13 protein-coding genes and 1 pseudogene are annotated in these 14,083 nt (G+C 72.6%); 9 read left to right on the top strand and 5 right to left on the bottom strand.

Going from position 1 to position 14,083, the window contains the following annotated elements:
* Positions 1 to 26: 26 nt before the first annotated feature.
* From AB0D93_RS27050 to AB0D93_RS27025, 6 genes are all read left to right on the top strand, one after another.
* Positions 27 to 1,349: an aldehyde dehydrogenase family protein gene (locus AB0D93_RS27050; protein ID WP_362124156.1), complete on the top strand. Its 1,323-nt coding sequence runs from the start codon at positions 27 to 29 to the stop codon at positions 1,347 to 1,349.
* A gap of 41 nt (positions 1,350 to 1,390) precedes the next feature.
* Positions 1,391 to 2,296, top strand: a complete 906-nt coding sequence (locus AB0D93_RS27045; protein ID WP_362124153.1) for an aldo/keto reductase — start codon at positions 1,391 to 1,393, stop codon at positions 2,294 to 2,296.
* Positions 2,297 to 2,460: 164 nt separating this feature from the next.
* Positions 2,461 to 2,841, top strand: coding sequence for a BlaI/MecI/CopY family transcriptional regulator (locus tag AB0D93_RS27040; RefSeq protein WP_362124150.1), 381 nt, complete (start codon positions 2,461 to 2,463; stop codon positions 2,839 to 2,841).
* Entirely contained in the window at positions 2,838 to 3,764 is a 927-nt protein-coding gene (locus tag AB0D93_RS27035; RefSeq protein WP_362124147.1) for a M48 family metalloprotease, read from the top strand. The genes AB0D93_RS27040 and AB0D93_RS27035 overlap by 4 nt, the downstream gene beginning before the upstream one ends.
* A gap of 812 nt (positions 3,765 to 4,576) precedes the next feature.
* Complete coding sequence (locus tag AB0D93_RS27030; protein ID WP_362124144.1) at positions 4,577 to 4,969, top strand: VOC family protein; 393 nt, start codon at positions 4,577 to 4,579, stop codon at positions 4,967 to 4,969.
* 62 nt (positions 4,970 to 5,031) lie between these two features.
* On the top strand, positions 5,032 to 6,102 hold the full coding sequence (locus AB0D93_RS27025; RefSeq protein WP_362124141.1) for an adenosine deaminase: 1,071 nt from the start codon (positions 5,032 to 5,034) through the stop codon (positions 6,100 to 6,102).
* On the opposite strand, the gene AB0D93_RS27020 is transcribed toward AB0D93_RS27025, so the two are convergent.
* The 3 genes from AB0D93_RS27020 to AB0D93_RS27010 all read right to left on the bottom strand — a co-directional run bounded on the left by AB0D93_RS27020 (position 6,084) and on the right by AB0D93_RS27010 (position 9,121).
* Positions 6,084 to 6,599 (bottom strand): DUF664 domain-containing protein, encoded by a 516-nt coding sequence (locus tag AB0D93_RS27020; RefSeq protein WP_362124138.1) that lies wholly within the window; start codon positions 6,597 to 6,599, stop codon positions 6,084 to 6,086. The two genes, AB0D93_RS27025 and AB0D93_RS27020, sit on opposite strands and share 19 nt — an antisense overlap.
* Before the next feature lie 28 nt (positions 6,600 to 6,627).
* Positions 6,628 to 8,130 (bottom strand): carotenoid oxygenase family protein, encoded by a 1,503-nt coding sequence (locus AB0D93_RS27015; RefSeq protein ID WP_362124135.1) that lies wholly within the window; start codon positions 8,128 to 8,130, stop codon positions 6,628 to 6,630.
* A gap of 64 nt (positions 8,131 to 8,194) precedes the next feature.
* Positions 8,195 to 9,121 carry a LysR substrate-binding domain-containing protein gene (locus tag AB0D93_RS27010; protein WP_362124131.1) on the bottom strand — a complete coding sequence of 309 codons (927 nt, stop codon included), beginning with the start codon at positions 9,119 to 9,121 and terminating at the stop codon, positions 8,195 to 8,197.
* A 111-nt stretch (positions 9,122 to 9,232) separates the two neighbouring features.
* Here AB0D93_RS27010 and mgrA point away from each other — a divergent pair, with 111 nt between their 5' ends.
* Positions 9,233 to 10,225 carry an L-glyceraldehyde 3-phosphate reductase gene (gene mgrA / locus AB0D93_RS27005; protein WP_362124128.1) on the top strand — a complete coding sequence of 331 codons (993 nt, stop codon included), beginning with the start codon at positions 9,233 to 9,235 and terminating at the stop codon, positions 10,223 to 10,225.
* Positions 10,226 to 10,362: 137 nt separating this feature from the next.
* Here the strand turns inward: mgrA and AB0D93_RS27000 are convergent.
* Positions 10,363 to 10,488, bottom strand: a pseudogene (locus tag AB0D93_RS27000) (DUF1905 domain-containing protein); the annotation flags it as partial.
* Between the two features lie 89 nt (positions 10,489 to 10,577).
* Positions 10,578 to 10,961: a nuclear transport factor 2 family protein gene (locus tag AB0D93_RS26995; protein ID WP_362124125.1), complete on the bottom strand. Its 384-nt coding sequence runs from the start codon at positions 10,959 to 10,961 to the stop codon at positions 10,578 to 10,580.
* Between the two features lie 308 nt (positions 10,962 to 11,269).
* On the opposite strand from AB0D93_RS26995, the gene AB0D93_RS26990 reads away from it, so the two are divergent.
* Positions 11,270 to 11,680: a hypothetical protein gene (locus AB0D93_RS26990; RefSeq protein WP_362124122.1), complete on the top strand. Its 411-nt coding sequence runs from the start codon at positions 11,270 to 11,272 to the stop codon at positions 11,678 to 11,680.
* Positions 11,681 to 11,741: 61 nt separating this feature from the next.
* Positions 11,742 to 14,081 (top strand): FHA domain-containing protein, encoded by a 2,340-nt coding sequence (locus AB0D93_RS26985; protein WP_362124119.1) that lies wholly within the window; start codon positions 11,742 to 11,744, stop codon positions 14,079 to 14,081.
* The last annotated feature ends 2 nt before the right edge of the window (positions 14,082 to 14,083 follow it).

The raw sequence follows: 14,083 nt of genomic DNA, 5'->3' as shown, positions 1-14,083 counted from the left end.
GCCCGTGCACCACCAGCGAGGCATCCGTGAACCTCCCCGCCATCGAGCAGCCCGCCGACGTCGTGGCCCGGCTGCGCGCCACCTTCGCCACCGGTCGCACCAAGCCCGTGGAGTGGCGCACCGGTCAGCTGCGCAGGCTGCGCGCGCTGCTCACCGAGCGCGGCGCCGACCTCGCCGCCGCCCTCCACGCCGACCTCGGCAAGAGCAGCGCCGAGGCCTACCGCACCGAGATCGACTTCACCGTCCGCGAGATCGACCACACCCTGGAGCACCTGGCGGACTGGCTGCGCCCGGAGCCCACGCCGGCCCCTGCCCACCTCGGCGCCGACGCCACGGCCTGGACGCAGTACGACCCCCTCGGCGTCGTCCTCGTCATCGCCCCCTGGAACTACCCGGCCCAGCTGTTGCTCGCCCCGATGGTCGGTGCCCTGGCCTCCGGCAACACGGTCGTCGCCAAGCCGAGCGAGCTGGCCCCGGCCACCTCGGCCGTACTCGCCGAGCTGCTCCCGGCCTACCTCGACACCGACGCGGTCGCCGTGGTCGAGGGCGGCGTCCCGGAGACCACGGCCCTGCTGGCCGAGCGCTTCGACCACATCTTCTACACCGGCAACGGCACCGTCGGCCGGATCGTGATGCGCGCCGCCGCCGAACACCTCACCCCGGTCACCCTCGAACTGGGCGGAAAGTCCCCGGTGTTCGTGGACCGCGACGCCGATGTGAGCGTGGTCGCGGACCGGCTCGCCCGCGGCAAGTTCCTCAACGCGGGGCAGACGTGCGTGGCCCCCGACTACGTCCTGACCGACCCGGAGACCGCCGCCGCCCTGGAGCCCGCGCTGGTCCGCGCGGTCGAGGCGCTGTTCGGCAGCGACCCGGCGACCTCGCCCGAGTACGGCCGGATCATCAACGAGCGGCACTTCGACCGGCTCTCCGGGCTGCTCGGTTCCGGCCGGGTCGCGGTCGGCGGCACGAGCGACCGTACGACCAAGTACATCGCGCCGACCGTCCTCGCGGACGTCGACCCCGCCTCGCCCGTCATGCGGGAGGAGATCTTCGGCCCGATCCTGCCCCTCGTGACCGTCTCCGGCCTGGACGAGGCGATCGGCTTCATCAACGACCGCGACAAGCCGCTCGCCCTCTACGTCTTCACCGAGTCCGACGGCACCCGTGCGCGCATCGCCGCCGAGACCTCCTCCGGCGGCCTCGGCTACGGCCTGCCCCTCGCCCATCTCACCGTCTCCGACCTGCCGTTCGGCGGAGTGGGGGAGAGCGGTATGGGCAGCTACCACGGCCGCTACTCCATCGAGACGTTCAGCCACCGCAAGGCGGTGCTGGAGAAGCCGCTGAGCTGAACTCCCCTGCCCCTGCGGGCCAGTGTGCGAGACTCCGTCGGATGACCGCTGAAACGATCACCGCGGACGCCTGCGGCACCTGGAAACTCGGCGACCTGCCCGTCAACCGCGTCGGCCTCGGCGCCATGCGGCTGACGGGCAGCGCCGCGTTCCACCTCGGCACGTCCAGTGACCGCGCACGCTCCATAGCCGTGCTGCGCCGGGCCGTCGAACTCGGCGTGAACCACATCGACACCGCCGCCTTCTACTTCTCCGCCACGCGCTCCGCCAACGAACTGATCAACACGGCCCTCGCCCCGTACGCCGACGATCTCGTCATCGCCACCAAAGTGGGCCCGTTCCGCGACTACCACGGCGAGTGGGGCACCTCGGCGCGGCCGGACCAGCTGCGCGGCCACGTCGAGGAGAACCTGCGCCAGCTCGGCCGCGACCACCTCGACGTGGTCTACCTGCGCCGGATGCGCCAGGACTCGATCTCCGAGCACTTCGGCGCGCTCGCCGAACTGCGCGAGGCCGGACTCGTCCGGCATCTGGGCATCTCCGCGGTCGGACCGCGCCATCTCGCCGAGGCGCTGGAGATCGCCCCGGTGGTGAGCGTTCAGAACCGGTTCGCGCTGGACCGTCCCGACCCGGTCGACGACGAGATGCTGCGTCTGTGCGGTGAACGCGGCATCGCCTTCGTTCCCTTCTACGCCGTCGCCGGCGAGGCGGGGGACCACGCGGCGTCCGACACCCACGACGACACCGTGCGCGACATCGCCCGCGACCACGGCGCAAGTCCGGCGCAGATCCGCATCGCCTGGACCCTGCACCAGGGCCCGCACGTCCTCGCCATCCCCGGCACCGGCAACCCGGACCACCTCGCGGAGAACGTCGCGGCGGGCGCCCTGCGGCTCACCGCGGACGAACTGGCCCGGCTCGACGCCCTGCACACCCCTGCGGGCTGACGCGCCCGGCCCCCGCGCCGGGGTCCTGCTCCCGGACGGCGGCCCCGTACGGGTGGGCCTCCCATAATGGGCGCGCGGGGGCACAGCCGTACGAAGGCCCGGTTGACTACTATCGTGTAGACAGTCTCCCGGGACGCACACGAAGACGGGGTGAGGAACGTTCCATGACCGAGGCGAAGGACGAGCGCCGGCCTGCCGGGGAACTCGAGGCGAGCGTCATGGGCGCACTCTGGGCCGCGGGCGGACCGCAGACACCCGGCCAGGTGCAGCGGGCCCTCGGTGCGGACCTGGCGCGTACGACCGTGACCACCATCCTCACCCGCCTCCACGACAAGGGGGTCGTCGAGCGGCACCGGCACGGGCGCGGCTATGCCTACCTCCCGGTCCGGGACGTCCAGGACGCCCAGGGCCTCACCGCCCGCCGGATGCACAGCGAGCTGGACCGCGACGGCGACCGCGAGACCGTTCTCGCCCGCTTCGTCGCCCAGCTCCACCCCGACGACGAACGCATCCTGCGGGACCTGCTCGAACCCGGCGAACGATGACCGCGCTCCTGCTGCTGCCCCTGCTGCTGCCGATCGCCCTGCCGGCCCTCGCCCGCCGGGTCCTGGACCGGCTGGCCCCGGTCGCCGCGCTGTGGGCCGTCACCGTCTGTGCGGTGGTCCTCGCCGGCTGCTCGCTGGCCGCGCTCGGCTCGTTCGTCCTCATCGGGCTGCTCAAGTTGCCGCTCTTCGCCGCGCTCGGCGAGCTGATCCATCCCCTGCGTACGGCCTCGGACCTCGTCGTCCTGCCCGTCGCGGCGACCTCCGTCGGCGCCCTCGCCGTCTGCGGCTGGACCCTCGTGCGCTCGGTGCTGCGCCAGTCCCGCGCCTTCCGTGCGGCCCTCACGGAGGCCGGGCGCCGCCCTTCGGCCGGCGACCTGTGCGTCGTGGACTCGCCCCGCCCGGACGCCTACGCCCTGCCCGGCCGACCGCACCGCATCGTCGTCACCACCGCGATGCTCCGCAGCCTGGACGGCCCCGAGCGGGAGGCGCTGTTCGCCCACGAGCGGGCGCACAACGACGGCGGCCACCACTACTTCCTCGCCGCCGCCGAACTCGCCGCGCACTGCCACCCGGCGCTGCGCCCGGTCCGCGAGACCATCAGACTCGCCGCCGAGCGTGCCGCCGACGAGGCCGCCGCCGCCCGCATCGGCGACCGGCGCCTGACGGCCCGGGCCATCGCCCGCGCGGCCCTCGCGGGACAGACCACCCGCTCCGAGCGCCCCGACTTCGCGCCGGCCGCGACCACCGGCCCCGTTCCGAAGCGTGTCCAGGCCCTGCTGGCCGCTCCGCTCGTGCCCCGGGCCGGCCGTACGGTCGCCGCCTTGCTCATCGCCTGCACCGCCGTCTCCTGCGCGGCCTCGGCCGCGGGCATGGCCGACTTCCACCACCGGGTCGAGATCGCCCAGGGCGACGAGAAGCCCTGACCCCCTGCCCGGCCCTGTTCTCCCGAAGCCACGGCGAAGTGCCGAGTGAGTCTCGGTCATCAGAGTGACGCTCGGTCGGGGAGAGCGGCGAAGTCGGCGTGGGCCTGGGCGCCTTCGTGGTGGGCAGACCTCCGGCGGCTGGAGCGAGACGCCGGACAGGAGGACGCGCCCTTCGTACGAGGTCGGGGAGGGTACGAACGGGCAGCGTCATCCCAGGCGGGGCCGCTGGTTCTGCCGGGCTCAGCCCCCTGACGAGGGGGAAGCGGTGCAGTACCTGCTGGACGTGGACGACATCGCGGGGAAGAGCCGGTCCCAGGCACGGCTGTCATCCCCCTGGCCGTGGTCCTGTCCGGCCGCGGCCGGAGAGGACGGCGAAGGGACTGCCTGGGAAGCCGCTGGCCGCCCCACCCCGAGACCTGTACAAGCCCCGCACGAGGTGAGGAGCGCTGCCCTCCGGCCCGTCCCGGGCGAGGCGACACCGGGGTGCGAGGCTTCAGGATGCCGCCCCGGCCGCACCGTCCGCCGCGGACCGGGCGGTTCCTGCTGCGGGCGGGGTTCGGGGGCCGGGGAGCACGGCCGCCGCGGCGGCGGAGTCGAGGCGGGGGGTTCATGTCCGGCTCGAACCGGCCGTAGGGGTTCACGGGGTCCGGAACAACGGGGACAGGGCCCGCCGGTCCGGCGTCGGTGAGCCGCGGGGCCTGCCCGGGGAGTCCCTGGCGAAGCGGCACGGAAACGCGCGTAGAACACGGACTGGCGCCTCCGGGGTTTTACGTATAACCTCACGCGCTAACCACCCTCACCGGAAGGTCCCGATGCGACGCGTCGCCCTGGTCACCCTCGTCGTCGACGACTACGACGACGCCGTCCGCTTCTACACCGAGGCCCTCGGCTTCCGGCTCGCCGAGGACGCCCCGCGCCCCGACGGCTCCCGCTGGGTCGTCGTGGAACCGGGGGGCGAAGGCACCGGCACCGGACTGCTCCTCGCCCGCGCCAAGGACGAGGCCCAGCGGTCCCGCGTCGGCGACCAGACCGGCGGACGCGTCGGGTTCTTCCTGCACACCGACGACTTCGCCCGCGACCACGCCCGGATGGCCGCGGCAGGCGTGACCTTCCTGGAGGAGCCGCGCCGCGAGCCCTACGGCACCGTGGCCGTCTTCCAGGACCTGTACGGCAACCGCTGGGACCTGCTCCAGCCCGCTGGCTGAGCCTCCTGCCGCCCCCTGCCACCACCGTCGGCCCGAACCACCCGCTCAAGGAAAGACCCACCATGACTGCTACGCGCGTAGACGCCGAAGTGATCCGCCGCCTGCCCAAGGCCGTCCTGCACGACCACCTCGACGGCGGCCTGCGCCCCGCCACCGTCGTCGAACTCGCCGCGAAGATCGGCCACACCCTGCCGACCACCGACCCCGACGAGCTGGCCGCCTGGTACTTCGAGGCCGCCAACTCCGGCGACCTGGTGCGCTACATAGCCACCTTCGAGCACACCCTGGCCGTGATGCAGCACCGCGAGGGACTGCTGCGCGTGGCCGAGGAGTACGTCCTCGACCTCGCCGCCGACGGTGTCGTCTACGCCGAGGTGCGCTACGCGCCCGAGCTGAACACGCGGGGCGGGCTGTCGCTCGGCGAGGTCGTGGAGACGGTCCAGGAGGGCCTCGCCGCCGGCATGGCCAAGGCGGCCGCCGCCGGCACCCCCGTCCGTGTCGGCACCCTGCTGTGCGGCATGCGGATGTTCGACCGCGTCCGCGAGGCCGCCGAGCTGGCCGTCACGTACCGGGACGCGGGCGTCGTCGGCTTCGACATCGCCGGCGCCGAGGACGGCTTCCCGGCCGTCCACCACCTGGACGCCTTCGAACTCCTGCGCAGCGAGAGCGTGCCCTTCACCATCCACGCCGGCGAGGCGTTCGGGCTGCCGAGCATCCACCAGGCGATCCAGGCGTGCGGCGCCCAGCGCATCGGGCACGGTGTCCGCATCACCGAGGACATCGTCGACGGCAAGCTCGGCCGCCTCGCGAGCTGGGTGCGCGACCGCCGGATCGCCCTGGAGATGTGCCCCACCTCCAACCTGCAGACCGGCTGCGCCACCTCGATCGCCGAACACCCGATCACGGCCCTGAAGGACCTGGGATTCCGGGTCACCGTCAACACCGACAACCGTCTGGTGTCGGGCACGACGATGACCCGGGAGATGTCCCTGCTGGTCGAGGAGGCCGGCTGGACGGTCGAGGACCTGCGCACGGTCACGGTCAACGCCCTCAAGAGCGCCTTCGTCCCGTTCGACGAGCGCAAGGCCCTCATCGAGGACGTGGTCCTGCCGGGTTACGCGGCCGTGCTCTGAAGCAGCCCCCTGAGGTAGGCGGCCTGTCCGATGTGCTGCAGATCGTCGGACAGGACGCTCACCAGGCGCACCCCCAGGCTGACCGGGGGATCCCAGCGCTCGTCCACGATCCGCTCCAGATCCTTGGCGGCCAGCCCTCCGAGCGCCCCGAGGGTCTGCTCGTGGACGGCGTCGTAGTACCCGGTCAGCAGGTCGGCGGAGTCGACCCGCACCTTGGCGACCTTCGCCGGGGTGTGCCCGTAGCCGTGGTCACGCGGCGGCAGATCGAGGCCGAAACGCTTCTCCCAGCCCTGGCTCAGCCATACCTGCTCAAGGTCGAAGGCGTCGGCGACGTGGTCGTCCTGCACCCGGGTGAGATGCCAGACGAGCCAGGAGATGGAGTTGGCGCCGGGAGCCGGGCGGTGGTTCAGCTCGTCCGGTCCGAGGCCGTCGAGGGCGGCGTGGACTTCTTCCTGGATGCGGCCGTAGCCGTCGATGAGGATGTCCTTTGCATGCATACCGTCCACCATCCCAAACGGCGGGCCCTCATGCGTCCGGAATCCAGCTCCCGTGGAACCCGAGCGGCACCCGCCCCGGCAGGTGCACCCGGGCCACCGGCTCCCCGGTGAAGTCCTGCGCCGCGAGGATCACCAGGTCGGCCGCGCCCCGGTCCGGGTCGTGGACGTACGCGATCGCATACCCGTCGTCCTCGTCCGCCCCGCCGGCGGTCGCGTCCCGCGGCACGAACACCGCCTCGCCCGCCGCCGCGCCCCTCGGCAGCCGGTGCACCAGGGTGGTGCCGCGCAGCAGGTCGTGCTTGACGAGCGCGTTGGAGAACGCGCTGTCCGGTGGGGTACCGCCGTCCGGCGTCAGATACGCGGCCGTCAGCGCGGCGGCCGCCGCCGTGTAGCCGTAGCGGTGCCGCCGCGACACCAGCGACTCGTTCACCCGCGGGAACTCCTGCGGCCGGTCGTCCAGCACGCGTTGCCGTACCCGTCCGTGGCGCAGGTCCACCGTCCAGCGTTCCAGCTTCGTGGTGCCCGTGGCGTACGGGCCGTCCGAGCCGCGCCCGGCGACGTGGAAGGGCGCCGGGTAGGTCGTCATGTCGACCACCACCGATGCGCCGTCGTCGTAGGCGTTGAGCGTGTGCGAGTAGTAGACGGGGTCGATCCCGAACCAGCGCACCGGCCCGCCGCTCCGCCGCATCACGCCCACCCGCGTGGGATGTTCGCGGTTCCAGACGTACGGCACCGGGTCGCCGCGCTCGGCGGCGGCGGGGTCGAAGGTCACGGGGACGTCGATGACGACGACATGCCTCTCGGTGAGTGCGAAGTCGTGCACCATCGGCGCGTCCGGCACCGGGATCCGGGTGGTGCGTGCGACGCGCCCCGAGGGGTCCACCACCATGTGCCGGATGTGGTCCCAGGCGGGGTAGTAGGCGATCGCGTGCAGCTCACCCGCGTACGCGTCGAACTTGGTGTGCGCGGTGAACGCACCCTCCAGCGTGCCCTTGAAGTCGTACGTGCCCACCGTGCCCAGCTCACCGTCGAGTTCGTACGGCAGCGGGCCGCTCTCCTGCAGTGCGAGGATCCGGCCGCGGTGGGGGATCACATGCGTGTTGCACGGGAAGTCGTCCGGCGGAACCGGAGCCGGGTAGGGCTCACCCAGCTTCTTCGCGACCTGCGAGGAGCGCACCCAGCGGTTGCGGTACCACTCGGCCCTTCCGTCCCGCAGCCGCACGCCGTGCACCATGCCCTCGCCGAGCATCCAGTGATGGGCCCGGGGATCCTCCAGGCCGAGGACGTTCGGGCCGTTGCGCAGGAAGCGGCCGTTCAGCTCGCGGGGGATGCGGCCGGTCACCGGCAGGTCGAAGGCCGTCAGTTCCTCGGTGACCGGGGCGAACGCCCCTTCCAGGAACGGGTAATGACGCTCCGTCAACCCCCTTGCCGCATCAGCCGCCGCCGGGCCGGTGCCCAGGCCGGTGAGCGCGCCCGCCGCCGCGAGTCCGGCCGCTCCGCGCAGCACGGTTCGCCGTGTGTGTTCCGCCATGATGGGTCCTCCCGACCGCCGTCCTCACCGACGGTCCCGAGTCTGCTGCGGCGGACGGCCGGAATCAGGAGGCCTGGGACCCCTCCCGGGGTGGTGTCAGGCCCCCTGTCCCGCCTCCTGTTTCCAGGAGTGCGACGAGTGCCCGGGCGGCGGGGCTGGTGGCGCGGTCCGGGGGCAGCAGGGCCACGGTCTCGTACTCCGCCTCGCCGGTGCCCTTCAGCGGCAGCGCCGTGAGCGAGGGCCGCTTGTGCCGGAAGTGCCGGGGTACGACCGCGATGCCCAGGTTCTCGTCGACCAGGTCCAGCAGGCTGTGCACGTCGTTGACCTCCAGCGCGACCGTGCGCCGGACACCGGCCGCGGCGAACGCGGCGTCGGTCGTGCGGCGCGGGCCCCAGTCCGGATGGAAGTCCACGAAGACCTCACCGGCCAGGTCCTCAGGGCCGAGCACCGCGCCGGCCGCGGCCAGCCGGTGCTCGGGATGGCACAGCACGGTCATCGGCTCGCTCGTCAGCGCCACCGACCGCAGCTGATCGCTGTCCGCCTGCGTGCGGTAGGCGAAGGCGAGGTCGAGCCGGCCGGCCCCGACCTCTTCGGCCAGCGCGCCCGAACCGGCCTGCCGCAGCCGGATCTCCACGTCCGGATGCCGGCCCCGGAACGCGGCCAGCATCCGCGCCACGTGCACCCCGGCGATGCACTGCTCGGTGCCCAGGGCCAGCGTGCCGCGCAGCACGCCCTGCACCGCCGCCACCGCCTCGTGCGCCGAACGCACCTGTGCCAGGATCCGCTCGGCCTCCACCAGCAGCGCCCGTCCCGCCTCGGTCAGCGTCACCCGCCGCGTGGTGCGCACGAACAGTGGCGCCCGCAGCTCCCGCTCCAGCGCCCGGATGGACGCCGACAAACCCGGCTGGGAGACCATCAGGCGTTCGGCAGCCCGGGTGAAATGCTGGTCCTCGGCGACGGCGACGAAGTGCTGGAGATGGCGCAGTTCCATGATTGAGAAGCCTAGCCGCTCAATTCCATCGGATTCTTCTGTTGGACCGCTGCGTGCGGCTCGCGCGAGAGTGGCACGGGTAGACCGTGTGCCAACCCCTCTGGAGTCGCGTTGTACACCGCACACCCCGACCGTTACGCCGACATGCCGTACCGGCGCACCGGACGCAGCGGGCTGAAGCTGCCCGCGCTGTCCCTCGGCCTGTGGCACAACTTCGGTCCCGACCGGCCCGTCGAGACCCAGCGGGCCATCCTGCGCCGCGCCTTCGACCTGGGTGTCACCCACTTCGACCTCGCCAACAACTACGGCCCGCCGCCCGGCGCCGCCGAGTCCGCGCTCGGTGAGGCACTCAAGGCGGACTTCGGGCCGTACCGTGACGAGCTGGTCATCTCCACCAAGGCCGGCTACCTCATGTGGCCCGGCCCGTACGGCGAATGGGGCTCCCGCAAGTACCTGCTGTCCTCGCTCGACCAGAGCCTCGCCCGCATGGGCCTGGACCACGTCGACATCTTCTACTCGCACCGCCCCGACCCGGACACTCCGCTGGAGGAGACGATGGGTGCCCTGCACACGGCGGTGCAGCAGGGCAAGGCGCTCTACGTCGGCGTCTCCAACTACTCCCCGCAGCAGACCCGCGAGGCCGCCCGCATCCTGGCCGACCTCGGCACCCCGCTGCTCATCCACCAGCCGCGCTACTCGATGCTCGACCGGCGGCCCGAGGAGCAGGACCTCCTCACCACCCTGGACGAGCTACAGGTCGGCTCGATCGTCTACTCCCCGCTGGAGCAGGGCCTGCTCACCGGCCGCTACCTCGACGGCATCCCGGAGGACTCCCGCGCCGCGAGCGACAGCCCCTTCCTGAACTCGGACGCGGTCACCGAGGACCTGGTCGGCCGGCTGCGCGCCCTGGACGAGGTCGCCAAGTCGCGCGGCCAGACCCTGGCCCAGCTGGCCCTGGCCTGGGTGCTGCGCGGCGGCCGGGTCACCTCCGCGCTGGTCGGGGCGAGCAGCCCGCGGCAGCTCGAGGACAGCGTCGGCACCATCCGCAACCTGGACTTCGACGCCGAGGAACTCGCGCGGATCGACGCGATCGTGAAGCCGTAGGCCCCCGGTCAGGCGCTCGCTGACCTCCCAGAGGCGGGCCGCCGCCTCTGGGTCGACGGCGTACGGCAGCACGCCGGGCAGCCCCGGCTCCGCCCGCCACTCGGCCTCGTTCTCCGGGGCCACCAGGGGGCTGATGTCACGAGGCCGCGGGTGCCGAAGAACTCGGCCGAGTGCGGCCAGACCACGTAGGTCCAGCCGCCGGCCGCCGGACTCTTCTCCAGGACCGCGGTGAACTCCGCGTCCACCGGCCGTGTCGTCTGCATGGTGTCCTCCGTGCGTGGTGCTCCGTCAGGGAATCCCTCGCCAGGACAGACCGCCGCGCACGGCGGAACTCATCGTGGGCCAGGCGGTGTCAGGCACCCTCCGGCACGCGGTCCAGAAAGCCCAGCACCTGCCGGATGCGGCCCTCGTCGTCCAGCGTGACGACGTCGGACCCGGCCACCGGCGCCGACCCGTCGGCCTCACTGACCAGCTCCCAGGCGAAGCGGGCGGTGTCGTGGTGTCCGTCCACCACGCCCAGCGGCCGGAAGACGAACCCCGGGAACTGCTCGTGGACCGCCGCGATCACGGCCGCGATGCCCTCGTGGCCGCGGACGTCGGCGAGGGGGTCGGTGTAGCCGCCGTCCGCGGTCCACGCGGCGGCGACCGCCTTCCGCAGCGCCTCGGGTGCGGTGGCGTTCCAGGCCTCGAAGTAACGGGCGGCGGCGGTCTCGTAACGGTCGGTGTTCGCGGACATGGTGAATCAGCCTCCATCGAGGTCGTAGCTGCTGGTCGGAGCCGGATCCGGGGCTTCGCCGATCCGGTGTGACCACCATGCCGGAGGGCCGGGGAGCGGGTCGATTACCTGCCCGGTAATGCCCGGAGGACCGTGCGCGCCGGCACTTACCGGCCAGAACGCCCGGTGAATATGCCAACAGACTGGCCGGAAAGTCATGGTGACAGTGTTTCGGGAGTGGCGATACTCGAACATCAGGGGCACTTCACCGCACAGGAGCCGAACAGCGAGGGCCGGGCCGGCACACCAAGGCGACGGGGGAGTGAGTGGTGCACGACGAATTCCTGTGCCATGTCACGGCGTACGGCATGTGCGACGGCCGGCGCATCGGAGTGCCGCTCGGCACCTACCGCGCGCCGACGCTGGCCCTGGCCCTGTGGTGGCTGCGCGACCGGGCCTCCTGGATCGCCGAGCGCCTGGACCCGAGCCCGGAGTACCTCGCCTACCCGGCGGGAGCGCTGGTGCCCGTCGCGGACACGGTGGCCGACGTGCCCGCCCTGCTGCGCGCCTGGTGCGCCGACGACGCGGGGCAGGAGCGGGTGGCCGACGAGCTGGCGGGCGGACGGCTGGTGCGGATCGCCGCCAGTGACGACACCACCGAGTACGAACTGCTCGCCGAGTCCGTCGACGCGCTGCGCATGCAGCGCACCCTGCCGGCGCTTGTCGTGCCCGTCGCCTGACACGTGTCCGTCGGCCTGTGCCGTCATGCGCACATGTGAGCGAATCGGTACAATTTGGGCCATGGCGGAGCGGCCGGTCGCCCCGACGGCGCCCGAACTCGTCCTGGAGACCGACACGGGCTCCACGGTGATGAGCCCGGGCCAGGACTACCACGTCGGACGGGACCCGTTGAGCGACATCGTCCTCGACGATGCCCGGGTCTCGTGGCACCACGCCGTGCTGCACTGCCAGCACGACCGCTGGACCCTGACGGACCAGCAGAGCACCAACGGCACCTATGCCGACGGACGCAGGATCGACGAGTGGGGCGTGCGCCCGGGCAGCGTGATCCGCTTCGGCAACCCCACCGACGGCCCCCGCGCCGTTCTGGCCGGCGCCCCGAGCCCGGCCCCCGACCGCCCCTCCGCGGTGTCGCTCCCCCTGCTGACCGGCACCTTCCGCCGGCCCAGCAGCGTCCGCCCGCTGCCCGCACGCACGGTCCGCATCGGCCGGGCCGCCGACAACGACCTCGTGGTGGACGACCTGATCGTCTCCCGCCGCCACGCCGAACTGCGCGCCCACGCCGACGGCACGTACGAGATCGTCGACCTCGGCAGCCACAACGGCACCTATCTCAACGGGCGGCCCGTCACCCGCGCGCCCCTGGGTCCCGGCGACATCGTGGGCATCGGGCACTCCGCGTTCTGCCTGGTCGGCGCCGAGCTCCAGGAGTACGTCGACACCGGCGAGGTCTCCCTCGACGTCCAGGACCTCACCGTCACCGCCGACGGCGGGAGCAAGGTGCTCCTCGACCACGTGTCCTTCCCGGTGGGGGAGAAGTGCCTGCTCGCGGTCGTCGGGCCGAGCGGCGCGGGCAAGTCCACGCTGCTGAACGCACTCACCGGACAGCGGCCCGCCGACCGTGGCACCGTCCTGTACGACGGCCGCGACCTCTACCGCGACTACGCCGAACTGCGCCAGCGCATCGGCCTGGTCCCGCAGGACGACATCCTGCACCCCCAGCTCACCGTGCGCGCCGCCCTGTCCTACGCCGCCGAACTCCGCTTCCCCGAGGACACCGCCGCGGCCGAGCGGCGCGCCAGGGTGGACGAGGTGATCCGGGAACTCGGCCTGCAACACCGCGCCGAGCAGTCCGTGCACAGCCTCTCCGGCGGGCAGCGCAAGCGCGTCAGTGTGGCCCTCGAACTGCTCACCAAACCCTCGCTGCTCTTCCTGGACGAGCCGACCTCCGGTCTCGACCCCGGCATGGACCGGTCGGTGATGAACATGCTGCGTGACCTGGCCGACGACGGCCGCACCGTCGTCGTGGTCACCCACAGCGTCCTCAGCCTCGGCGTCTGCGACCGCCTCCTGGTGCTCGCCCCGGGCGGCAAGGTGGCCTACTACGGTCCGCCCGACGACGCCCTGGCCTTCTTCGGCTTCGAGCACTGGCCGGAGGCCTTCGAGGCCTTCGACCGCGACCCGTACCGCGACTGGGCGAGGGAGTACCGGGAGTCGCCGTTCCACCGGCACTACGTCGCCGAGGCGTCCCCCCAGCCCCACCACCCCGGCCCGGCCCCCGTCACCCCGGCACCGCCGCCCCGCCCCCGCGGCTGGGGCGCCCAGCTCGGCACCCTGGTCCGCCGCTACACGGCCGTCCTCGGCGCCGACCGCACCTTCCTGCTCGTCATGATCGCCCTGCCGTTCGTCATGGGCGCCATGGCCCGCGCGCTGGCCGGCGGCCGGCTCGCGCGGGACACCGCGATGAACGCGCTGCTCATCCTGTGCGTCGGCGCCGTGCTGACGGGCGCCGCCAACGCGGTGCGCGAACTCGTCAAGGAACGCGTCGTCTACCAGCGCGAGCGCGCCGTCGGCCTGCCCCGGTCGGCCTATCTGATGTCCAAGGTCGTGGTGCTCGGCACGATCAGCGTCGCCCAGGCCGTCGTCCTCACCCTCGTCGCCCTCCTCGGCGTCGACCTGAACACTCCGGGCGGCCGCGGCGTCCTGCTGCCACCGCTGGCCGAGATCACCCTGGCCGTCGCCCTGCTCGCGTTCACCGCGATGATGCTCGGCCTGCTGGTCTCCGCGCTGGTACGCAAGGAGGAGGTGACGATGCCGCTGCTGGTGCTGCTCGCCATCGTCCAGGTGGTGTTCTGCGGGGCCCTGCTCAGACTCAGCGATGTGCCCGGCCTGCAACAGCTGTCCTGGCTCGTACCCTCCCGCTGGGCGCTCGGCGCCATGGCCGCGACCGTCGGACTGTCCCGGATCGTGCCCGGCCGGCTCACCGCCGACCCCCTCTTCCGGCACTCGACAGGCGTCTGGCTGCTCGATGTGGCCATGCTGGTGGTGCTCTCCGTCCTCTACGGGCTGGTGGTCGCCCGGCTGCTGCGCCGGCACGAGCCCGCGGTGATGCGGAAGTAGGC

Source organism: Streptomyces sp. NPDC048191, from assembly GCF_040652655.1.
Lineage (GTDB): Bacteria > Actinomycetota > Actinomycetes > Streptomycetales > Streptomycetaceae > Streptomyces.
The sequence above is the reverse complement of the archived record's forward strand: the minus strand, read 5'-3'. Positions and strand labels throughout refer to the sequence as shown.